Source organism: Halomonas sp. R57-5 (assembly GCF_900070345.1).
In the GTDB taxonomy this organism is placed as follows: Bacteria; Pseudomonadota; Gammaproteobacteria; order Pseudomonadales; family Halomonadaceae; genus Vreelandella; species Vreelandella ventosae_B.
In genome coordinates this window covers 4119360-4140382 of record NZ_LN813019.1, presented here as the reverse complement: position 1 = coordinate 4140382, position 21023 = coordinate 4119360, and the positions used below count along the sequence as shown (strand labels likewise).

General features: G+C 52.2%; 20 protein-coding genes. 14 read left to right on the top strand and 6 right to left on the bottom strand.

Translation table 11 applies throughout. The annotated features are described in order from the left end of the window. Positions 1–123 precede the first annotated feature (123 nt). The 3 genes from HALO_RS18835 (at position 124) to HALO_RS23580 (ending at position 2224) form a co-directional block, all read left to right on the top strand. Positions 124–1080, top strand: a complete 957-nt coding sequence (locus tag HALO_RS18835; protein WP_152561118.1) for a hypothetical protein — start codon at positions 124–126, stop codon at positions 1078–1080. A 191-nt stretch (positions 1081–1271) separates the two neighbouring features. Beyond that, positions 1272–1949 (top strand): DUF808 domain-containing protein, encoded by a 678-nt coding sequence (locus tag HALO_RS18830; protein ID WP_231896757.1) that lies wholly within the window; start codon positions 1272–1274, stop codon positions 1947–1949. After that, the gene (locus HALO_RS23580) at positions 1934–2224 is read left to right on the top strand and encodes a DUF808 family protein (RefSeq protein WP_231896756.1); all 291 of its coding nucleotides are present in this window, start codon (positions 1934–1936) and stop codon (positions 2222–2224) included. Before HALO_RS18830 ends, HALO_RS23580 begins: the two co-directional genes overlap by 16 nt. A 30-nt stretch (positions 2225–2254) precedes the next feature. Here the strand turns inward: HALO_RS23580 and HALO_RS18825 are convergent, their stop codons facing one another. Beyond that, positions 2255–3190 (bottom strand): AraC family transcriptional regulator, encoded by a 936-nt coding sequence (locus HALO_RS18825; RefSeq protein WP_035576873.1) that lies wholly within the window; start codon positions 3188–3190, stop codon positions 2255–2257. 200 nt (positions 3191–3390) lie between these two features. Between HALO_RS18825 and HALO_RS18820 the strand changes: the two genes are divergently transcribed. Further along, the gene (locus HALO_RS18820) at positions 3391–4125 is read left to right on the top strand and encodes an SDR family oxidoreductase (RefSeq protein ID WP_035576876.1); all 735 of its coding nucleotides are present in this window, start codon (positions 3391–3393) and stop codon (positions 4123–4125) included. Between the two features lie 106 nt (positions 4126–4231). Here the strand turns inward: HALO_RS18820 and HALO_RS18815 are convergent, their stop codons facing one another. Both HALO_RS18815 and HALO_RS18810 read right to left on the bottom strand, forming a co-directional pair. Beyond that, entirely contained in the window at positions 4232–4540 is a 309-nt protein-coding gene (locus HALO_RS18815) for a hypothetical protein (RefSeq protein ID WP_035576879.1), read from the bottom strand. A gap of 707 nt (positions 4541–5247) precedes the next feature. Further along, a complete protein-coding gene (locus tag HALO_RS18810; RefSeq protein ID WP_152561119.1) occupies positions 5248–6930 on the bottom strand; it encodes a hypothetical protein in 1683 nt (560 codons plus the stop codon). Positions 6931–7335: 405 nt separating this feature from the next. On the opposite strand from HALO_RS18810, the gene HALO_RS18805 reads away from it, so the two are divergent. Then, positions 7336–8139, top strand: a complete 804-nt coding sequence (locus HALO_RS18805; RefSeq protein WP_035576884.1) for a PhzF family phenazine biosynthesis protein — start codon at positions 7336–7338, stop codon at positions 8137–8139. A gap of 15 nt (positions 8140–8154) precedes the next feature. Here the strand turns inward: HALO_RS18805 and HALO_RS18800 are convergent, their stop codons facing one another. Then, entirely contained in the window at positions 8155–8937 is a 783-nt protein-coding gene (locus HALO_RS18800) for an AraC family transcriptional regulator (RefSeq protein WP_050713849.1), read from the bottom strand. A gap of 107 nt (positions 8938–9044) precedes the next feature. Between HALO_RS18800 and HALO_RS18795 the strand changes: the two genes are divergently transcribed. Continuing rightward, complete coding sequence (locus HALO_RS18795) at positions 9045–9854, top strand: sulfite exporter TauE/SafE family protein (RefSeq protein ID WP_050713848.1); 810 nt, start codon at positions 9045–9047, stop codon at positions 9852–9854. A 176-nt stretch (positions 9855–10030) separates the two neighbouring features. Beyond that, positions 10031–10954, top strand: a complete 924-nt coding sequence (locus tag HALO_RS18790; protein WP_035576890.1) for a bifunctional helix-turn-helix transcriptional regulator/GNAT family N-acetyltransferase — start codon at positions 10031–10033, stop codon at positions 10952–10954. A gap of 75 nt (positions 10955–11029) precedes the next feature. Here the strand turns inward: HALO_RS18790 and HALO_RS18785 are convergent, their stop codons facing one another. Together HALO_RS18785 and HALO_RS18780 are read right to left on the bottom strand one after the other, a co-directional pair. Continuing rightward, complete coding sequence (locus tag HALO_RS18785; RefSeq protein ID WP_050713847.1) at positions 11030–11956, bottom strand: LysR family transcriptional regulator; 927 nt, start codon at positions 11954–11956, stop codon at positions 11030–11032. 56 nt (positions 11957–12012) lie between these two features. Continuing rightward, a complete protein-coding gene (locus HALO_RS18780) occupies positions 12013–12861 on the bottom strand; it encodes an aldo/keto reductase (protein WP_035576895.1) in 849 nt (282 codons plus the stop codon). 304 nt (positions 12862–13165) lie between these two features. On the opposite strand from HALO_RS18780, the gene HALO_RS18775 reads away from it, so the two are divergent. From HALO_RS18775 to HALO_RS18745, 7 genes are all read left to right on the top strand, one after another. Beyond that, the gene (locus HALO_RS18775) at positions 13166–14104 is read left to right on the top strand and encodes an aromatic alcohol reductase (RefSeq protein ID WP_035576899.1); all 939 of its coding nucleotides are present in this window, start codon (positions 13166–13168) and stop codon (positions 14102–14104) included. A 1080-nt stretch (positions 14105–15184) separates the two neighbouring features. Then, on the top strand, positions 15185–15322 hold the full coding sequence (locus HALO_RS18770) for a hypothetical protein (RefSeq protein ID WP_231896755.1): 138 nt from the start codon (positions 15185–15187) through the stop codon (positions 15320–15322). A gap of 357 nt (positions 15323–15679) precedes the next feature. After that, positions 15680–16690 (top strand): TRAP transporter substrate-binding protein, encoded by a 1011-nt coding sequence (locus tag HALO_RS18765; protein WP_035576900.1) that lies wholly within the window; start codon positions 15680–15682, stop codon positions 16688–16690. An 85-nt stretch (positions 16691–16775) separates the two neighbouring features. Then, a complete protein-coding gene (locus tag HALO_RS18760) occupies positions 16776–17279 on the top strand; it encodes a TRAP transporter small permease (RefSeq protein ID WP_050713846.1) in 504 nt (167 codons plus the stop codon). 4 nt (positions 17280–17283) lie between these two features. Continuing rightward, positions 17284–18564, top strand: coding sequence for a TRAP transporter large permease (locus HALO_RS18755; RefSeq protein WP_035576903.1), 1281 nt, complete (start codon positions 17284–17286; stop codon positions 18562–18564). Between the two features lie 24 nt (positions 18565–18588). After that, positions 18589–20187, top strand: a complete 1599-nt coding sequence (gene ggt / locus HALO_RS18750) for a gamma-glutamyltransferase (RefSeq protein ID WP_231896754.1) — start codon at positions 18589–18591, stop codon at positions 20185–20187. Between the two features lie 25 nt (positions 20188–20212). Further along, positions 20213–20899 carry a TetR/AcrR family transcriptional regulator gene (locus HALO_RS18745; RefSeq protein WP_035576907.1) on the top strand — a complete coding sequence of 229 codons (687 nt, stop codon included), beginning with the start codon at positions 20213–20215 and terminating at the stop codon, positions 20897–20899. Positions 20900–21023 lie beyond the last annotated feature (124 nt).

Sequence of the window (21023 nt, the reverse complement as noted above, 5' to 3'; positions counted from 1 at the left end):
CAATATCCTGCTTGTTGTTCAGCATCTGTACGCCCACCTCGAATGTTACTGTAATACCAAGGGAATGATATGTTTCACATCTTGAAAGAACTTTACTGGTTCCGCTCAAAGAGCGAGCCGCGCATGGATCGGCACCGCTACTGGCTGGCTGCCTACCTGTTATTGAGCTTACAGATAGGTAGTGCTCTTCTCTTGCTCCAAGACAATTTCTTATGGGACATGGCACCACGCTACTATAATGACGTCTTTTTTTGGGAGGGCTATTTCACTCCGTACGTATCCATAGATCTCGCGTTGATTGTTCTGCACATCGTCGTGGGTATCAATGCCTTCGGTCGCGTTTGGGGTAGCCTCGCCGGGATCGGCACCTACTCATTAGGGGCTATTGCCTTAATGATCAATTGGGCGTCATCGAACCGTATAGAGGAGTACTTAGGGTACCCGCTACTATTGATAGGAGTGCTGGCAATCATTGGCATCGTGGCACTGTTAATGGGGTTCACGTTATGCACTCTCCGCGACGTCGAACCGTCACATGCGCTCATGCGTCAGCGCCCGGATATGCCTGCGGAAAAGCAGTTGGACTGCCTGGCCTTCTTGCGTCGCTACCTGTTTGCCCATTTGGTGATCAGCGTAATGGGCGTCGCAATTAGCGGCATCATGGTTTGGCGTTTGAACAACCTATCAGTGATGGATTACTACGGGGCAGCCGAGTCAACGTTGCAGACCGGTGGCTTTTTCCTGCTGCTACTGGCAGTGTTGGGAGGTATCTGGATCCTCACGCTAATCGTCAAGCGATTAAACAGTTTCACCGATGCTACGGCGGTAATTTTCTGCTGGGGTATAGCCCTGATAGTCGTCATCGGAGGCGGTACGGTCTGGCTGGCAGTAAACGAGTTTTATGATAATAAGTGGCTGTTTCTACTGGCCAAAACAGTCGGTCTCAGCCTGTTGCCTATCAGCGTTGGCGCTCAGATTTATTTGCTAACCAAACCTTCTAAACAGTTCTCCTCGGCAGAGGCGGCAATGGTGGAGCCATCAGGGCAGGCAACTGCTACTTCACCGCAGATCGCTACCTGACGTTCCCCACCAAGCGACCATATCCAGCTTAACAAATACGCGGGCATGGTCGCTTATCATCAGAATGGCCGTTAGCAAGGGCCAGCAGGGCTGCTTTGGGCTGTCGTGCCCGATACTTACTCTTATTGGTGCTCTTACCCAGCCGCTTTGTGCTCTACTATCTGCACCTGTTATTCACGGAGGAAGCATCCATGGCCATAGGCGGCTTGATAGGATTACTGGATGACATTGCCGCATTGGCGAAGTTGACCGCAGCATCATTGGACGATGTGAGTGCCGCCGCTGGGCGTGCGACGGCGAAGGCGGCCGGGGTGGTGGTCGATGATACAGCGGTGACGCCGCAATATTTGCAGGGGGTAACAGCGGAGCGGGAACTGGCGATTGTGAAGAAGATCGCGCTGGGGTCGATTCGCAACAAGCTGCTTTTTATCCTGCCGGTGGCGCTGCTGCTGAATCACTTTTTGCCCGCGCTATTGCCGATCATCCTGATGGTGGGCGGCACCTACTTGGCCTTTGAGGGCGCTGAGAAGGTCTGGCACAAGCTCTCTGGTCAGCATGACGACGATAAGCCAGCGGTAGAGAAGGGGCCAGAGGCCGAGAAACAGATCGTGGGTGGCGCCATTCGTACCGACCTGATTCTGTCCGCCGAAATCATGGTGATCGCGCTTGCCACTGTCTCCCATCAAGGGTTCTGGTCGCAGATGGTTAGCCTGGTGGTGGTCGCGTTTGTCATCACACTTCTGGTGTATGGCGTAGTGGCGCTGTTGGTCAGGATGGATGATATCGGCCTGAGGCTCGCCCAGGGGGATAGTTCGGGAATGCAGACACTGGGCCGTGGTCTGGTGACAGCCATATGCCTAAGGTGCTAGCGACCATCTCGGTCGTGGGTACTGTCGCCATGCTCTGGGTGGGTGGGCATATACTGATGGCCAATCTAGGTGCCGATGGTACGGGTTGGTTCAACGCGCCCTATGAGTGGGTACACCATATTGAGCATGGTATTAGCGAGGCAACCGGTGCCTTGGGCGGCACGCTGGGTTGGAGCTTCAATACACTGTGCTCTGCGGTGATTGGCTGTTTGGTGGGCTCGGTGGTGGTGGGCGTGGTGCACCTACTTCCTGTTAAGAAGGCGCATGTCGAATAGGGTTTACGCCGGTGTTTGCGGTGGTGCTTTTTAACGGCTCAGAGCACTGAAAGTGTCGGGATCAGTGAACTCTGTTGGCTCTCCCTCTCGTGCATCTTGGCGAAGCGTTCTTATGTCGCGCGCAGGGGGCGCGCCAAACAGCCGAGAATATTCTCGACTGAATTGCGACAGACTCTCGTAGCCAACCGATAAAGCGACGGCGGTGACACCGCCAGATTCAGTGAAGAGTATTCTGCGCGCTTCATAGAGTCTGATCTGTTTTTGATACTGAAGAGGCGACAATCTAACCGTCGCTTTGAAGCGTCGATGAAAAGCTGAAGGGCTCATATTTACTGTCGCCGCAAGCTCCTCAACCCGGAATGCCGTTGCGTAATTTTGGCGAATCCATGTGATAGCACTCCGGATTTGGAAAAAGCGATCATCGATGCCTGCTATTTGTCTTAGCACCGCACCTTGTGGGCCGCGCAGCATTCGATACAGGATCTCACGTTCGATGAGAGGCGCGATTAAGGCTATATCCTCCGGCTGATCGGTAAGGCGAACCATCCTGTACCAAGCATCAGCAAGATCGTCACTCACGTGGTCAATGCAGAAGCCTCTCGTCTCAGACATGCTCAAAGGACTATCAACCTTGCATAACATCTCTGTGACTAAAGCTCGGTCGAGAGATAGGCGCAAAGCCAAGTAGGGAGTGGTCGGACTCGATTCTACGACTTCTCCAATCACGGGCAGCTCGACGGATGAAATAAAGCTTTGTCCTGCCTGATAGTTGACGACTTGATCTCCGATGACAATCCTCTTGCTACCTTGCAGGATCAGGCTAATCAGGGGCTGATAGATCTCAGGAAAAAGCTCGGTCGGTGCGCAAACCCGGAGAATATCCAAACGCGGGATATGAGTTTGGGTAAGAACGGATTTCGCACGTTTCTCTACAAGCGATCTGAGTTTTTCAATCGAATTATTCATGTCATTACTTCTAGCATGGCTTGCATGGCGCATCCATGAATTAAGCAGGAATGTGCAATTTATAGGCTGGAATAGACACGCCACCGTTTAGGTGCACTGTTATAAATATTGACGATCCCGTTGGGCTCTTTCATGGACGCTCTAGCGTTACAGCCCTGTTTATTTTCACAACTTCACGTCTTACAGAAAGGGAATACGCTATGGAAATTAAAAATTCGGTAGTCCTTGTGACGGGGGCTTCATCAGGCATTGGTGAAGCGACAGCTCGCGCGGTCGTTCAAGCTGGCGCGCGTGCTGTGTTGTTGGCGAGACGTCAAGATAGGCTCGACGATTTGGCGATAGAGCTGGGAAATGATGTTCTTGCCTTACCCTGCGACGTCACCAACCCAGTCGAGGTTACAAAAACTGTCCAGATTGCGCAGGGGAGGTATGGTCGAATCGATGTCTTGATCAACAATGCAGGACAGGGGCTATATGCCTCGATTGAAGACATCGCCATTGAAGATTTTCGGGGACTGCTCAATCTAAATACAGTTGCACCACTGATTATGATGCAAGCGGTGATCCCTCTTATGCGCAAACAAGGAGCCGGATGCATCGTCAATGTTAGCTCGGGCGCGACTTTAGCGACTTACCCCGGTTCGGCTGCTTATACGAGCTCAAAGTCAGCACTCAACATGATCTCGAAAGTTGCACGGCTTGAGCTGGAGGATGCAGGCATCACCGTCTCGTTGATACACCCTTTCATGACAGCGACCGAGTTCTATGGCTCGGTGAAATCAGGCCTGAGCACCGCACAGGAGCAAGAAGATGGGGCTACTTCGATAGCTCACCCACCGTCATTGGTCGCGCAAATGATCGTCAACCTTATCAGGACTGGCGATGAAGAGACTGATCTCGTCCCGAGAGAATATGGTGGAAGTTTCGAGGGGTAAAAGGGCCACTAAAGCAGCGGCATAGAAAAGCGCTGCGTGAGGAGGGGTATGGGGTTTGTGCGCAATCACTTTACTGCTGAAAAGATCGTGAACAGGTTCTAAGGGGTCAGTCAGAGACGCCCTCGCAGTTGTCGTGATACAGCGGGGCATCGGTGCCCAACACTAGGCGCTTGGTGGCGTGATTGTAGTAGAAACGACCGGACTCGGCGCTTGAAAGCTCATAGTCGCCGCACACCCCATAGCCCTTGTTGACTTGCGTCAAGTGGGAAATTTCGGCCGGTGCCTGACTGTCGAGGCGTTCAGATATAGTCGCGGCGATGTGGGCATCACGCTGGGCCTCGGAATAGGCCTGGCTACCGAATACCAGGCCAGCAACGACGAAAATGGCGACGACGGGAATCCATAGGTTATGCATAGAGTGTCCAGTTAGAGGATATAAAAGTGCATGAATTCGGTAGAAAAATTATTTAGCTGGATAATAACTTTTTGCCCAGCCAATTTCATTGGTTGGCGAGTAGTTGGTTTACACGAGGATCCGCGCCAACTTTACGGCACTAAACAGCTTTATGTAGTGGTTCACTGATTCCGGACACCCATCGCCCCAGCACGATGCTATTGTCCTATACACACGTCAAGGCGCACCTCAGCGCCCAGGCAGCGAGGCGTTATTGGGTTGGCTGCGTGAGGTGTTGAGTGATGAGCAGATTGCTGAAGCGATAGGCTTGGCGCTAGATGAAGTGGCTGAGCTGCGTGTTGAAGGTAAGCGCTGATCTGGCTTTTATTACGTATCTGGTTTTCGTGCATAGCGCATCGAAAGAAAGGGCAGTCCAATTGGCTGCCCTTTCTGAAGCATCGCATTTCGCTATCTAAACCGTTTATTAAGGCATCCGTCGAAAAAACGTCTGCGAATACACCGGCTCTAGTTTCTACGGCATCTTGGGTTAGGCTCCACCGTAGTGCCTCCAATTTGCTTTTGTGTTCTGCCGAGGTGTGGAACACATTATGACTAGCCCTTGAGCCGAATAGGCACCGTGATAGGCTCATTTTCTGCTCTGCAGGCATGGAGCACGCTTGTCGATAAATTCTTCATATCGGCTGCCAGCGTGACGGCCTTGCGCTCCTTCAATCCATCAAACGCCTCGCGGATAGCCCTGGCTCAAATGTGACATCAACGTATTCTGGCACGTCTGCGTACTTCACGTGGATTAAGGGAAAGCGCTGGGGATCACCTTCAAGCCTTAATTGCATAACCCAAGACAAAGGATCCGTTATGCCATACAAAAAGCTCTTTTCGGTCAGTGACAGCGGTGAATCGTATAGTCGGGAGGTAGAGAACGCATTGATGTCTTTATAACCCGCACTGCGATCAATCATGAGTTGATCCTGTTGATTTTCAAGCACCAAGCGCCATTGGTTGGGCTCACTTTCGAGCGGAATTGTTTTTGCTGTTGCCTCGCCCCTGGTTATCTCTTGGGGCGTATCGGCTAGTTCGATAAAAAGCTGCTCTTCCACCGTATAAGTACGGTAAGCAAGCGTTGCCGATACGCCGTGGATAGCACCCCAGTCGACTTCATTCCACCCCAATGGCTTCAGTCTTATCTCGATGGTCACGCCGTCGGTATTTCTTACTCCTTGGAGGACATCGGTGGTCAACAGAGGGAACTCGATTTTCTCTCCTTGAGCATCCGTCAGCGTTAGCTCGCTTAAGCTTGCGTAGCCTGGCGTTTGATGATCTTCGATATTAAAAGGCACTCTGAGTATCAGCACATTGTCTCCTTCATCGATTCTATAGATCGCTTGGTCGCGATCAGGAAAGAGTGTTTCGATATCATCAGTCGGCTGGGTATTATTTAGGGGCGCTTTAGTCTCGACCTGAGGAAGCGTGTACTCGAACTCGTAAGTTGTGGGATCGTCCTTGAGACTAGTAGGCAGTCCGGAAGAACTGAAGCGCAAAAGGTCGAGGAAGTTCTCGCCGGTAGCGGTATCGTCGGGTAGGGCCGTTACATATAGGAGTAAATGTCTTGGCACCGTCCGCTCGCCATGATGAACGGCTTGCTCAATAAAAAGCGCCAGCGACTCGAGCCAGCCGGTATCGCGGTTAATGCGTATGCGGCCATGTGATTCGACAAGGTTTGCCGTTACTTCACTTTCATCGGCTCCAACGGGTAAAACCACCGGTTGCGTATGCTCCGACGCGCTGATATCGGCAGTGATCCATTCGTCAGTTATCTCAGTTACCGTCAGTGTCATTTCAGGAAGCGACGGCAAACCATTTAAAGCGGCCGTTGCACCCACCTCCAACGGTAGTGAAGTTATTAGGCCAGGAATGCTGAGTGCCTGTCCCACTTGCTCAGAAGTGAATGCGTCTTGCCGCGAATTTATTGTCTTCCAGAACGCGCTGTTTTCTGTATTGGGTGTGGCGTTACCATCGCTGGTTACTTCAAGACCAAAATCAGTTTCCATTGTACTTGCGCTGGTAAGCTCGCGCTCTTTAGACCGGTTACTTTCATACAGCACGTCACTGACACCCGAGGTGATTCGTAGAAAACGTGGCTCGATGTTTAGGGTAAGCGCATGGTTGTTTCGTGTCCTGAGGCCGTAGCGAGCGATATTTTCGATAGCTAGCTTATCGGTGATAGTATCCGAGGCCCCTGTGCCAGAGCGCATACCAATATAGTACTGGCGCTGTGAACCATCTTCCGGCTCTAAACTGGTCGCATAACTTGGTTTGCCCGCCACTAGTAGTATCACTGTGAAAGCCGCTGAAAATAACCTCGCCGTATATCTTATATGTTCTTTGTTCATAAAATTTCTTAAATTAGTGTTGGGGTTTAAGGGATCACGTTATTAGAGTGACGTAATATATTAGATAAATTATAATTTATCATCTCGTGTTGACGGTGAAGAGAAGCTCATCAAGCTGAAAAACGAAAACACCACCGAACATGCTGAACAACGTCATGAGCTGGAAATGATGCTAGGGCAGGTGGGGGACTGGGGGAAATACGTGTTGGTTGGTGGAGCCGCGAATGGTCGGCTCGTCTGGAAAATACGAATGGCAAACACACAGGTAGAGTATTACCCCGTAGTTAAGAGCTCGGCCTATTGGCTGTGGAGTTTAAACATTTTTAAATGCGCTCACTCATAGTGTGCTATATCGCTTTTTGATAAACCTTATGTCCACCCAACTTTTTTCTTGAAGCTAATGCCATGCAAATTGACCTGTACCAAGTAGATGCTTTTGCCTCCCAGCCCTTTGAAGGTAATCCCGCGGCCGTTTGTCCCCTGAAAGTATGGTTGGATGATGCGCTACTGCAAGCCATTGCGTCGGAGAATAACCTTTCCGAGACCGCGTTTTTTGTACCTACGGAGGCAGGCTACCATCTGCGCTGGTTTACCCCTTCGGTAGAAGTGGATCTGTGCGGTCACGCCACCTTAGCTGCTGCGTGGGTAATTTTTAATGCCCTAGGTGATAGCTCAGAAACTCTGCAATTTCAGACCCGCAGTGGGCAGTTATTGGTAAAGCGTGAGGGTGACGAGCTGGCGATGGATTTTCCCGCGAAAACGCTAGAACCCTTGGCAATGCACGCTGAGGTAGCGGCGGCGTTCAACGGCATCGACATTCAAGAGCTGCTGATCTCTGACGATATCGTGGTGGTGATTAATGATGCGACGTTGATTGAGTCGTTAGCACCGGATATGCAACAGCTTAAACAGCTGCCGGGGCGGGGGATGGCGGTCACCGCTAAAAGCCATGATGTGGACTTTGTTTCCCGTTGGTTTGGCCCCAAGGTGGGCGTTGAAGAAGACCCGGTGACAGGCTCGGCCCATACGTCGCTTGCACCTTATTGGGCTAAGCGGTTAGGCAAGCAAACGCTAACCGCACGCCAGGGCGGCGCCCGAAAAGGCGCGCTCAGCTGCAGCGTGGAAGGCGAGCGCGTGATTATCAAAGGCCGCGTGGCGCCTTATCTGCAAGGGGTAATCACATTGCCCAAGAGTAAGTGGAAAAGCTAGGTATTGTTAAGGAAGTTATTCCTTTTGGCGACTAGCCGCCCGAACAAAAGCGCTGGGAGATTGACCGAGCACCTTGCGAAACATACTGGAGAAAGCGGCTGGGCTGTCGTAGCCAAGTTCCAGTGCGGTTCGGGTAACGGAACTGCCAGACAGCAGCCTGGGAATTGCCGCCATCAGGCAGGCCTGTTGGCGCCATACGCCAAAGGAGAGTCCGGTCTGCTGACGGAATAGACGATTGAAGGTGCGCTGACTGCAATGTAACTGCCGCGCCCACTCCTCCGGAAGAGTGTGAATGCTCGGCTGGCCGAGAAACTCTCTGCACAGGCGGGCGAGCGGAAGGTCATGGGGCAAAGGCGCAAATAGTGGCAGGGCCTGAGCCTGTTCCAGTTCGTATAGGAGTAGTTTAGCCAGGGCATCATCGCGGCCGTTTTCATCATAGAGCGCGGGGATGTGGGCGGAAGCCAGCAGCAGGTGATGCAGGAGAGGCGTCACGACCAGCACCTCGCAGTTGCTCGAAGCACGTGGCGCGACGTGGGGTTCGATATACAAGCTTCGGGTGCTCACCCCATTCATGCGCACTTGGTGGCGCTTGCCCGCAGGTAACCAGACGCCGCTATAGGGCGGCMCCATCCAGGTACCGTCATCCGTATTGACTTCCATCAAGCCGGTCATGCCATAGAGAAACTGGGCACGTCGATGGGTATGAAAGTCGAGGAGGGTACCGGGGCGGTAGTCAGTGCCGATGGCCACCACGGGCCGTGCTACATGATCCACATCTGAAAGAGGCGTATTGAGCATTAGCGTTAACCTGGCTGAAACGCGTTGATGGTTGTCCGAACGACGAATGTCGGCCAATCCTTGCCAGCATATAGTGCCTGCTGTTTGGTTTCATCAGGAGAGTGCCGGTGTATAGCGTATTGCTGCTTTGTGGCGGGTTGGCGGGAGTGACCACCGTATTGTTCGGTTTCGGTGGTGGGTTTGTGGTGGTTCCCTTGCTGTATMCCCTGCTGATTTACGTCCACGGGCCGGATAGTGGTATCGGTCAGGCGGCCATGCATATCGCGGTAGCCACCTCGACGGCGTTGATGATCTTTGCTGCTTCCCTGTCCACATGGCGCCACCATCTAAGACAAACCGTGCAATGGCACCTGGTGCGGCCGCTGGTGGTCTATATTGCCATGGGAGCCGTGCTTGGCGCGGCGGCTGCCGTGTCATTAAGTGGCGAGTGGGTGCGCTGGGCGTTTATCGGCTATCTGAGTATTACGATTGCGGATGCTGTTCTGCGACCCGGTTTTCTGCATCAGGCGGAGAGTGATGTGCATCCTATGGGKCGTGGGGTAACGGCGATGACGGGGACAGTGATTGGTGCGGTGGCCGCCTTGCTGGGCGTTGGCGGCAGTGTGATGACCGTACCGCTCATGCGCCGTAGAGGCGCGAGTATGACGGCAGCTACTGCCATGGCCAATCCGTTGTCGTTGCCCATGGCGGTGAGTGGCACCGCGACGTATGTGTTGCTGTCGGCAAATCACCCAGCGGTGGGGGACTGGTATGCCGGTTATGTGGATCTGCGCGCCTTGTTGGTATTGGCAGTGGGCTCATGGCTCGGTATCTGCTTGGCAKCGACCTGGATCGGACGCATTCCTGACCGTCTTCATGCCAGGGTGTACTTGCTATTGCTGACCATGGTGCTGGTGGTGATGGTTTTTGTTCATTGAGTGTTGCTTGCTTGGGAGATGCCTGTTTGGGAGATGTGTGGCGCTTGATATTCAGGGCGTCGCGCAGTCGAGAGAGCTTCATTTATTTTGTCAGTAGTTTCTTATGAGATCTTGTTGACATGGTTGCTTAAAGCAATTAATTATGTGCTTAAAGCAACTAACTGGAGGCCTCTTCCATGGCCGCAGAACAACGCTTGCATGAGCGAGCTGGAACGGTGCGAAGCTTCAACCGTTTCTACACGCGTCAGATTGGTGTGCTGCACGAGCATCTGCTGGAAAGCCCATTCTCGTTAACGGAGGTTCGCATTCTGTATGAGCTGGCGCATCGGCCGATGCTTACCAGCTCAGATATTTGCCGGGAGCTGGGGCTCAATGCCGGTTACGTGAGCCGGGTGCTGAAAGGCTTCGAGAAGAAGGGGCTCATCACCAGAATCCCCTTGCCCTCCGATCGCCGGGCGGCGCAACTGCAATTGACTGATCATGGGCGGGAAACTTACCTGCCGTTGAGTGATGCGTCGCAGCGCGAAGTTGTTGCCATGCTCAAGCGGCTTTCGGAGCCTGAGCAAAACCAGTTGATTGAGGCAATGCATCAAATTGAGAGCCTGCTTGGCGATACCGATTCGAGTTACATGCTGCGCGACCCGCAGCCGGGCGATATGGGATGGATCGTCCATCGACAGGCAGTTCTGTATGCCCAGGAGTACGGCTGGAACAGTGAATATGAAGCACTGACAGCAGACATCGTCGCCAAGTATCTGCGTGATTATGACCCGCAATGGGAACGGTGCTGGGTCGTCGAGAAGCAAGGCAGCGTCGTTGGCTCCGTGTTCGTCGTTAGGGAAGACGAAGCGACCGCAAAGCTGCGGTTACTTTATGTCGATCCCTGCGCCCGCGGTCTTGGAATAGGTGGCCGTCTTGTCGATGAATGCCTAAGATTCGCCCGCCAAGCTGGCTATAAAAAAATCATCTTGTGGACCAACAGTGTTCTTATTGGTGCGCGAAAGATCTATGAAAGGGCGGGTTTCGAACTGGTTGAGGAAACGCCCCATCACAGCTTCGGCAAGGATCTTGTCGGTCAAGTTTGGAGCCGTGAGCTGTAGTACCCACGTTGCGAAGCATCGCTCTGCCTAGGCAACAGTCGTGTGCCGGACAGCAAGGGGGGCGAGCGCAAACCTTTAAATGATATTGCTAATTTGCCACCGTGGTTCGGCAAGTTGTATGCGTTCAATGACCCAATCCACGAATGCCCGCACGGAGGGTGATAGGTGGCGGTTCTGTGGATACATAACCGATATGGGCACTGCGGGAGCTTGGCTGTGGCTCAGTACTCGCTGCAATTCTCCACTATGAAGGTGCGGCAGCACCATATAACTTGCTGCAAGTATCAGGCCTAAGCCTTCCAGGCCACAAGCGATATAGGTGTCAGTGTCGTTAACGATTAAGTTCTCGGACATCCGTACGACTCGCTCTTCGTCATTAACCACGAAGCGCCAATCCATTGATCGCCCTTGATGCCCAGGCAGAAAACCGACAGCGTGGTGGTGCTTCAAATCTTCCAATGACTGTGGCTCACCGTGCTCTTTCAAATACCCAGGTGAGGCGCACGTTAACCATTCAAAGCTCGCAATACGGCGCGCTACCAAGGKGGGAGAATCTTGAGGTACTCCTGCTCGAATAACGCAATCGATACCTTCCGGAACCAGTTCTACTGTTCGGTCACTCATCGTCAGGGTTAACTCTATATCGGGATAACGGGCTTGGAACGTCTTAATGGCAGGCAATACGAATAAGCGGGCCATTGAGGCTGTCATGCCGACGCGTAGCTTGCCTTTGGCTCGTCCGGCGCTACCGGCAAAGCTGGCCTCGACAGCTTCCAGCTCTGTCAGTAAACGACGACATTGCTCGTAGTAAAGGCTGCCATCTGGGGTCAGGTTCAAGTGTCGCGTGGTACGCTGGAGCAGTTTCACACCCAGGAAATTCTCTAGTTCCTTAATAGCGCGAGTAACCGTAGAGGGAGGGATGGACAGGTTCTCTGCGGCTTTACTGAAGCCGTGCATCTCAACCACTCGGGCAAATATCTGCATGGCTTGCAGCCGATCCATGTTGCGTTCTCTCTAACGTCTGATTAGGTAGCATAACGAATGCTGGGTTCGTTGGGTCAAAAATCGGCCGTTTCTGGGTCTGGCCCTAGGCGGCCATCAGGGCGGTCCAGCTGGGCTAACATCCTCGTCTCTTCAGGCGTCAGAGCAAAGTCGAATAGCTGAAAGTTTTCTACAATACGTTCAGGCCGCACGGATTTCGAGATTGCCGCTAGGCCACTATCGAGATGCCAACGCAGAATGATTTGAGCAGGAGTCTTCCCATACCGCTCTGCTAGTTTGAGTATCTGGGGGGCTTGCAGCGGCGATAAGCTAGGATTCGGTTTCTGCCACCACAAACCTAATGGACTCCATGATTGGGTTATGATGCCTTGCTCGCGGTGAAACTTTCTCAGTTCCTTCTGCTGGAAGAAAGGGTGTAATTCAACCTGATTGAGTACCGGTGTCACCCCCGTTTCTTTCATCAAGCGTTGTAGTTGCCCAACAGAGAAGTTACAAACGCCGATGGCACCGACCCGGCCCTCGTCACGCAGGCGGATCACTGCCTGCCATGTTTCCACATAGGTATCACGCATTCGTGAGGGCCAATGCATCAGATACATGTTGATCCACTCAAGGCCTAGTCGTCGCTGGCTGGCATCGAAGGCGTGTAGGGTTTGAGTGTAGCCGTGATGAGTATTCCATACCTTCGTGGCCACAAAGATCTCTTCACGCGCTACGCCACTGTCGCGAATCCCTTCGCCAACCCCTTCTTCATTGTAATAAGCCTCCGCTGTATCAATCAGTCGATAGCCGGTCTGCAAAGCGCGACTGACCAGCTCGGCGCTCGTTTCCGGGGGTATCTGCCACAAGCCATAGCCCAAGGCAGGGATTCGTGAGTCTACTTGTGCTGTTGGAGAATAAGTCATTGGTATGGAGCAACTCTATCAATAAAACATTGCCCACATGGTAGACGTTCACTTGACTACTTTTAATTCCATTAAAAGCAAAATGCTTTTCTATAAATGCCAATAATTTTAACGGGCACGCTATTTAGATATTCCGAATTGTCTTTTCCAACTATAGCCATTAACAATCCATGCATTCGCATCTAGCCTGCTTGAGAGTTGTTTCAGGCAGCAATCAACCGATGGTTTACTGGATCCATGCATAACCTTTGCTGAAACCTGAATAACAACGATACCTCAATTGAATACTTTCTAGGTGATACACATGCCCGTTACCGAAAACCGCGATGTTGGAAAAGTTCTTATTCTTGGCGCTGGCCAGCTCGGTATGCAAGTGATCAGAAATATGATCTCCAGGGTTAACTCTGATTCTGTCTGCGTCTTGGTTGAACCTGGTTTCACCACATCTTCGGATGCGTACAAAAAGAACAGCACTAATGAGCTTGAGATGCATGGGGTCGAGATCATTCCCTTCGACTTGTCTGATGGAACTGAAGCTAACCTAGCCGCATTATTTTCTGAATTTCATACGGTTATCTGCTGTACGGGGTTCGTGGCGGGATCTGGCACACAGACAAAGATTGCGCACGCAGTCCTAAAGGCAGGTGTCTCACGATACTTTCCCTGGCAGTTCGGGGTCGATTACGACATCGTTGGGAAAGGCAGCGGCCAGCCTGTGTTCGACGAGCAATATGAAGTGAGAAAGCTACTACGCTCACAGCAAAAAACAGAATGGGTAATTATCTCAACAGGGATGTTTACGAGCTTTTTGTTCGAGCCTGCCTTTGGGGTAGTCGACCTTGAGACCAATACCGTCCGAGCACTCGGAAGCTGGGATACGCGTGTTACGGTCACTACACCCGAGGATATTGGTCGCCTAACGACCGAGATATATCTTGAGGATCCTCGCATCTCCAACGAAGTTGTCTTTGTCGCTGGCGATACGCTTTCGTACGGCCAACTGGCCGCTGTCGTCGAAGAGCTAACAGGCAAACCCGTCAAGTGTGTCGAGTTATCCCTTGATGAGCTTAATCACCAACTCGCTCTTACCCCGGATGATGTAATGCTACGTTACCGTGCCGCATTCGCCCTCGGCTCCGGTATGTGGTGGGAAAAATCAAAAACTTATAATCATAAAAAGGGCATCGATACCGTCGATGTCAAGGCGTGGCTACGTCGTCACTTAGGCGATACACACTCATAACACGTAAAATGAAAGGGCCGTCTAAGTGACTGCCCTTTCTGTATTTGGCTGCTGAGGATGGCAGACATTCCCATGCCACGAAAGAATCTGATGCAATGGCTCATACTCAGTAATGCATAGTCGCTTGAAGTGGATCAGTAGTGCCCGCTGAGCAAAGAAGCGGGGATGACCGCAACCTGATTGCCTTTTGGCCAAAAAGCAGTCGCTTAATCCTATGAGTAAGCAACTTTTGAGGGAGKGTTGAACGCGACCCTTCTTACGCAGGTATAACATTGCGGGTTCATAATGTAGCCAATAGGCTCACTAATAGTGATCTAAAAAGCTGTTCTATAAACCTCGCATTCACTGTGCAGAGTTTTTTGATAGCCGTATTATGTTCAGTGAACCTTTCGTCGACAGATCGCGCCACCTTACCGTTCCGGATGTTATGTACCACAGCAAGGTGGGGCCTCTAAACCTACCAGATCGTGTATGTCCCGCGCTGCCTGCTGTAGCAGCAAACCCGCCATAATTGGCGCCTCAGTTGGATGCGCGAGCATGTGCTCAAGGTAGCCGCACGCTGACACTGCATTCAACCGTAAAGTAAATAATCGATAAATATCTCTATTTGTTCAAAAAGGCAAATATAACCACGATGATAATGAGAAGGAATAGTGTTGTTGACCAACTGCCTTTCTTCTTAGGAGGCACTAACTTCTTTCCATTACCATTTTTTCTACCACCTGGTGTGTAAAACGGACTGCTCAAGCATTTAGAGTTATTACAGTGCCCCCCTACAATCAAACCAATATGACACGAGGGGCAGTGCGATCCTTCACGAGACATAAGTAAGCCTCCTTTTGTCTTTAATTATCTTTATAGTAGCGGTATTTGAGCGCTTTATAATCCGTATTTTTTAATCCGAGTATGATGATAATGGCTAATCTAGATTGCTTATAATGCCTCAGACAGTGTTGTACTTGGATCGTAATGCCAATTGGCCGTAGAAACTGAATGTAATGCCTTAATTTGGCTCTTCGTTATTTCTGGCGGTCTGACCTGTGGGAGGCGAGCTTTAGCTCGCGACCCGATGAGGTTTGAATGATCGTTCTTGATACCAATGTTATTTCCGAGGCGATGAAACTCGAACCTGATCCGGCCGTCAGAGCTTGGCTTAATGAGCAGTCGGCTTATGTATATTTGGGAATAGCACCGCTGGCCGTCTTTGTAACGGAGTAACTGCGCGCTGCCTCAAAGCCTTCAAGTAGCGCGCTCTGTTCGACCCCCAAGCCCTCGATGCAAAAGCTGTTCAAACACTGCCGGGCGGCAAAGAGCTCCCGGCCCGATCCTGCCAAGAATTGACTAAGAGGACGATGGCTTGATAGGTGGCATCAGGCCCCGAATAAATTCGCACCATATTGAGTCCTTCAGCACAAAGTTGGTGCGAATTTATGCGTCGGTACGCTCAACAACCCGCAGAATCTCTCATTTTTCAAGGTGGCATGATAATTGCTATTTCTTTAAGTAAGTAAATAGTTACTTAACTCGCTCCATGAAGAGTGTTTTCTGAATGGGCGCAATGGCAAGGATCACACCATGAAAAAGCAATTTAAGAATATGAAGCTGAAGGCTCTCGCTTGTAGTTTCGCGTTGGGTGCTTTGGCACATACTGGTATGGCAAGCGCCGATATTAATATCAAGTTTCACCATGATTTGCCTGAAGATAGCGCACAGCACCTGGCGGCTGAGCGCTTCAGGGACATGGTGGCTGAGCGAAGCGGCGGTGAGATTTCAGTAGAAATTTTCCCTAATAACACACTCGGTGATGATGTCGAAGTCACCCAACAGTTGCAGATGGGAGCTGTGGAAGCTGCCATTATTCCGACCGCCAAGTTATCGGGCTTCGTTCCCGCCATGCAGATCGTCGATCTGCCTTTCTTGTTCCCTTCTCCCGATATCGCCCACACCGTTCTTGATGGGCAGGCCGGTGATGATCTATTGGCGACTGTGGAACAGGTGGGGCTGAAGGGGGTTACTTTTTGGGAAAGTGGTTTCAAGCAATTTACCTGCGACCAACCCGTTAATGGCCCGGAAGACTTCGCAGGCCAAAAGGTACGCGTGATGCAAAGCCCTATCATCATGGAACAGTTTAAAGCGATGGGCGCTAACCCGGTACCGATTGCCTTCGGCGAAACTTACAACGCGCTGCAACAACGCATTGTCGACTGCCAGGAAAATCCGCTGGTATCGATTACACAAATGAAATTTTATGAAGTGCAGTCGGATGTGGTTATCAGCAACCACGCTTATCTAGCCTATGCATTTCTGTTTAGCCAGAGTTGGTTCGATAGCTTAAGTCCTGAAAACCAGGCGCTATTGACGGACGCTGCACGTGAAACCACCGCATTCCAGCGTGAAGAAACCGCCCGCCGTGAAACGGGCTACATTGCCACTATCGAAGCCAGTGGCACTAACGTGAGCACACTGGATGATGCCCAACTGACGGCTTTCAGAGAGTCGACAGCGTCGGTGCACGATGAGTTTGCCAATGAAATTGGCGCAGATCTAATGGCGGAATTCCAGCAAGCCATTGCTGATGCCGAGTAGTAGCGCGTAACCCATTAAAGGGCTGATCGGTGATCCCGATAGCCCTTTTATTCCCCCATTGTTTTCATCGCTGGTGGAGTCCGCTATGCGCAAACTTGATCGCCTAATATCGCGTGCCGAGGAGGTTTTGATTGGCCTGCTGATTTTGTCCGCCTCGTTCATTCTTTTCGCCAACGTCATTGCACGCTACGTGTTTAACGATGGTTTTTCATGGGCTGAGGAGCTGGTGCGTTACCAAATTGTATGGATGGTGCTGCTTGGCGCGAGCGTTGCTGCACGGCAAGGGATTCATATTGGGATCGATATTCTACGCAGGTTTAGTCCTCCCCTTATGGTGAAGTGGATAGAGTTGCTAGTTCATGCGGTTTCTATCGCTTTCTGCCTCTTCCTGGTGGTTTACGGTATCCAGTTAACTGAGCAAACCCATCGGTTCGGTCAGGTGAGCTCTGCTCTGCAGGCGCCTATGTGGATCGTTCAGTTGGCCATTCCAGTGGGCGCTCTCTTAATGGGCATTCGCTTTACCCAGCATTTCTTCCGGACGTTGCTTGGTCGAGAGCAAGCCTCTGCCCACCTTGATCAAATTGGATAAGAATATGGTCATCACTTTCCTGGTTCTATTAGCTGTTTTGATGTTAGTGGGAACGCCCATCTTTATTGCGTTGGCGGGTTCCGTCACGGTGGCGATGGGGAGTTTTAGCCATATTCCGTTGACCATAGTTGCCGAGCGCTTGTTTGCTGGGTTGGATAAGTTTCCATTGATGGCAATACCCTTTTTTATTCTCACCGGTAGTTTGATGAGTGCGGGTGGGTTATCGCAGCGTATTATCCGCTTGGCCAACTTGTTGGTGGGGCGTTTTACCGGTGGCATGGGGATGACGGCGGTATCAGCGAGTATGTTTTTTGGTGCTATTTCCGGATCGAGTCCGGCCACCGTTGTGTCGGTTGGGTCATTGCTCTATCCGGCCATGCGCAAGGAGGGATATTCCGGTCAATTTTCGATTGGCGTGCTGGTGTCTGCCGGTTCATTGGGCATCATCATTCCCCCTTCGGTAGTGATGATCGTCTACGCGGCTGTCACTGGGGTGTCCGTGGGCGCGCTGTTCATGGCAGGGGTCGGTGCCGGGTTATTATACGCCGCCTGTTTGTTGCCTTACTGTTGGTACCGCGCCAAAAAGGACGGTGTAACGCCCGTGGAGCCGCCCAGTTGGGGCGAGGTTTTAGCAGGATTCAAAGATGCTTCGTGGGGGTTGGGTGTGCCTCTCGTCGTCTTGGGTGGTATCTACCTGGGTATCTTTACGCCCACTGAAGCAGCCGCTGTATCGGTGATCTATGCCCTGTTGGTCTCCGCCCTGATTTATCGTGAGAAGAGCTTTGCAGAGCTATTCCAAAGCATGATTGAAGCGGCGACCACAACGGCTCAGGTAATGATTATTCTCGCTGCTGCGTCAGTGCTGGCGTGGTTCCTTTCCAGTAATGGGTTAGCCGCGATGTTGGCCAACGCTATCCTGTCGTTATCAGAGAATCCGTACCATATCTTCCTTCTGATCAATGTGACGGTACTGATTGCCGGCATGTTCCTCGATGCTTCCTCCATCATGGTGATTCTCGCACCCCTGTTTTACACCGTGGGTATGCGCGTTGGTATTGACCCTGTCCACCTGGGGGCAGTACTGACCGTGAATGGGGCGATTGGTATGTTTACGCCGCCATTTGGCCTCAACTTGTTTGTGGCGGGCACTATCAACGGTGTCGATTACGTCCAGGCGGTACGTGGTGCATTGCCCTTTATTGGCATTGCGCTGTTTGCCTTGATACTGCTGACCTATATTCCCGCGATCAGTATGTGGCTACCCAATATGGTGTATGGCGGCTAAACAGCCAGAATAAGGATGGTAGCAATGTCTATTAGCACAACTTCATCAGCGTTGGCGCATTCCCATGAGGGGGTCGTAACCAGCCCACATACACTGGCAACAGAAGCGGGTCTTAAGGTACTTCGTAAAGGTGGAAATGCGGTTGAAGCTGCTATCACCATGGGGGCCTGTCTGGCAGTGACGTATCCGCATTTTACCGGTCTTGGCGGCGATGCCTTCATGATCATTGCGGATGCAAACGGTGGTGTGCAAACCCTGTCAGGCATTGGCCAGGCGCCACAGGCTAAGTTGGAACTGTCTGGCCAATTGCCTACGAGAGGGCCAGGTTCCATGTTGACGACGGCTGCCACGGTCGACACCTGGGGGCAGGCGCATGAGATTTCCCGTCAGAACTGTGGCGGCCAAATTGGCTGGGCAGCGCTGATGGAGCCAGCGATACAGCTAGCGAGGGAAGGCTTCCCGATAACGCCATCGCAGCGCTTCTGGCTTGATTTTCGTCGTGATGAGATGGCTATGATGCCAGGCGTGCGAGAGCACTTTATGCCAGGCGGGAAGATTCCCCATGAGAGTGAAAAACTGTACCAGCCACAGCTGGCCGCTTCACTACAGTCCATTGCGACCCACGGCTACCGAGACTTCTATGAAGGGCAGTTGGGGGAGAAAATCGCCGCTGGACTGGCAGCGGCAGGGTCTCCACTCACCGGCGCTGATCTGGCGGCTACCCGAGCACGAGTAGAAAAGCCGCTGTCGGTGCCCTATCGGGGTGGCGAGCTGCTGGCCCATCGTCCCCCAACCCAGGGTATGACGACACTAGAGATAATGGGTATCCTGGCGCGTTTTGACCTCTTCAGGATCGAAGAGGGCAGCGCCGATTATTACCATCTGCTGGTGGAGGCGGTAAAGCGCGCTTTCCTGGATCGTAATAGCTACCTGGCTGATCCCGACTTCGCGTCGGTGCCTTGTGAAAGGTTGTTATCGCCTGCCCATCTTGATGCTGAAGCGGCAAAAGTGGAGGCGGGGAAAGCATTKGATTGGCCCTTCGCTTATCAGCATGGCGATACGGTTTATCTAGCGGCAGCTGATCGTTTCGGTAATGCCGTCTCCATGCTGCAGACGATTTATTACGATTGGGGCAGCGGTGTCAGTGTCGGTGATACGGGGATTTTGTGGCATAACCGTGGTGCCGCGTTCAGTCTTGATCCTGCTCATCCGAATGCGCTTGCCCCCGGAAAGCGTCCTTTTCATACCCTTAACCCGGGTATGTATCGTGTCGATGGAAAGCCTCGTTTACTTTACGGTACTCAAGGAGCAGATGGACAGCCGCAAACCCTCGCTGCCGTGCTGACGCGCTTGATAGACTATGGCATGGATCCGCTCAGTGCGCTTAAAGCGCCGCGCTTCCTACTGGGGCGAACCTTTTCCGATGGACGTGACACGCTAAAACTTGAACAGGATGCGGGAGATGCTATTTTCGCTGAATTGACCCGGCGTGGTCATCAGATGAGCCCGCTACCCGCACAAAGTGCCCTAGCTGGCCACCCCGGCGCGGTCGTTATCGACCCGGCGAAAGGCTTTTACGCGGCTCATGATCCTCGCAGCGATGGCATCGCGTTAGGGCTATAGCACCAATAGAAACAAGGATGTGTACATGACAAAAAGCGATACGCTCGATGTGAAACAGAGTGCCCGTACCCGGGGAAAAACCCGCCGTAATGCTCATGAAACACGCGAGCGCCTGCTTCAAGCGGCGACTCAAGAGTTTTCCGAGCGCGGCTACGATGGCGCTCGCATGGAACGTATCGTGCGTGCAGCCGATTGTAATGTGCGCATGGTGTATCACTACTTCGATGACAAGGAAGGTCTTTACCTGACTGTTCTCGAACGAGTCTATGAGGAGTTGCGCGCCAAGGAGCAGGCACTCAATTTAAGCTATCTCGAGCCCGTTGCAGGTATGCGCGCGCTGGTCGAATTCACCTTCGATCATATGGCCGAGCATCCCGAGTTCACCAGCCTGGTGCGTAATGAGAACTTGCTGGGTGGGCGCATGCTGCGCAAATCGAGCAAAGTCGTCCAGCAAACGACGCCGCTCGTAGGCATGATCCGGGATACCCTAAAGCGAGGGGAAGCAGCAGGGGTATTTCGCTCGGCTGTAGACCCTACCCAGCTCTACATTTCTATTCTTTCGCTATCAATCATTCACATCAATCAACGCGACACGCTATCCATCATCTTCGAGCAGGATCTGGCTGACCCGGATTGGTTGATTGAGCGGCGTGCCCATGCGGTCGAGGTAATACTTTCCTATCTATGTGTTGAGTCCCGGGTGATTAAATAAGCGACAAGGACTATCTGCAGGGCTCCGAATACCTCATCTACTTGCCCATCTGCTGCATAAGTTTACGACAGCAAACCAAGCCAGAACCGCCGCCTTCCTCCGGCGGGCGACTAGCCGCCCGAAT

Bases quoted from the DNA above. Each gene is read 5' to 3' on its own strand.
- HALO_RS18770 (WP_231896755.1), top strand. From the start codon at position 15,185: ATGATCGTTCTTGATACCAATGTTATTTCCGAGGCGATGAAACTCGAA.
- HALO_RS18790 (WP_035576890.1), top strand. From the start codon at position 10,031: ATGGCCGCAGAACAACGCTTGCATGAGCGAGCTGGAACGGTGCGAAGC.
- HALO_RS18825 (WP_035576873.1), bottom strand. From the start codon at position 3,190: ATGAATAATTCGATTGAAAAACTCAGATCGCTTGTAGAGAAACGTGCG.
- HALO_RS18835 (WP_152561118.1), top strand. From the start codon at position 124: ATGGATCGGCACCGCTACTGGCTGGCTGCCTACCTGTTATTGAGCTTA.
- HALO_RS18745 (WP_035576907.1), top strand. From the start codon at position 20,213: ATGACAAAAAGCGATACGCTCGATGTGAAACAGAGTGCCCGTACCCGG.
- HALO_RS18830 (WP_231896757.1), top strand. From the start codon at position 1,272: ATGGCCATAGGCGGCTTGATAGGATTACTGGATGACATTGCCGCATTG.
- HALO_RS18810 (WP_152561119.1), bottom strand. From the start codon at position 6,930: ATGAACAAAGAACATATAAGATATACGGCGAGGTTATTTTCAGCGGCT.
- HALO_RS18775 (WP_035576899.1), top strand. From the start codon at position 13,166: ATGCCCGTTACCGAAAACCGCGATGTTGGAAAAGTTCTTATTCTTGGC.
- HALO_RS18780 (WP_035576895.1), bottom strand. From the start codon at position 12,861: ATGACTTATTCTCCAACAGCACAAGTAGACTCACGAATCCCTGCCTTG.
- HALO_RS18755 (WP_035576903.1), top strand. From the start codon at position 17,284: ATGGTCATCACTTTCCTGGTTCTATTAGCTGTTTTGATGTTAGTGGGA.
- HALO_RS23580 (WP_231896756.1), top strand. From the start codon at position 1,934: ATGCCTAAGGTGCTAGCGACCATCTCGGTCGTGGGTACTGTCGCCATG.
- HALO_RS18820 (WP_035576876.1), top strand. From the start codon at position 3,391: ATGGAAATTAAAAATTCGGTAGTCCTTGTGACGGGGGCTTCATCAGGC.
- HALO_RS18760 (WP_050713846.1), top strand. From the start codon at position 16,776: ATGCGCAAACTTGATCGCCTAATATCGCGTGCCGAGGAGGTTTTGATT.
- HALO_RS18805 (WP_035576884.1), top strand. From the start codon at position 7,336: ATGCAAATTGACCTGTACCAAGTAGATGCTTTTGCCTCCCAGCCCTTT.
- HALO_RS18815 (WP_035576879.1), bottom strand. From the start codon at position 4,540: ATGCATAACCTATGGATTCCCGTCGTCGCCATTTTCGTCGTTGCTGGC.
- HALO_RS18765 (WP_035576900.1), top strand. From the start codon at position 15,680: ATGAAAAAGCAATTTAAGAATATGAAGCTGAAGGCTCTCGCTTGTAGT.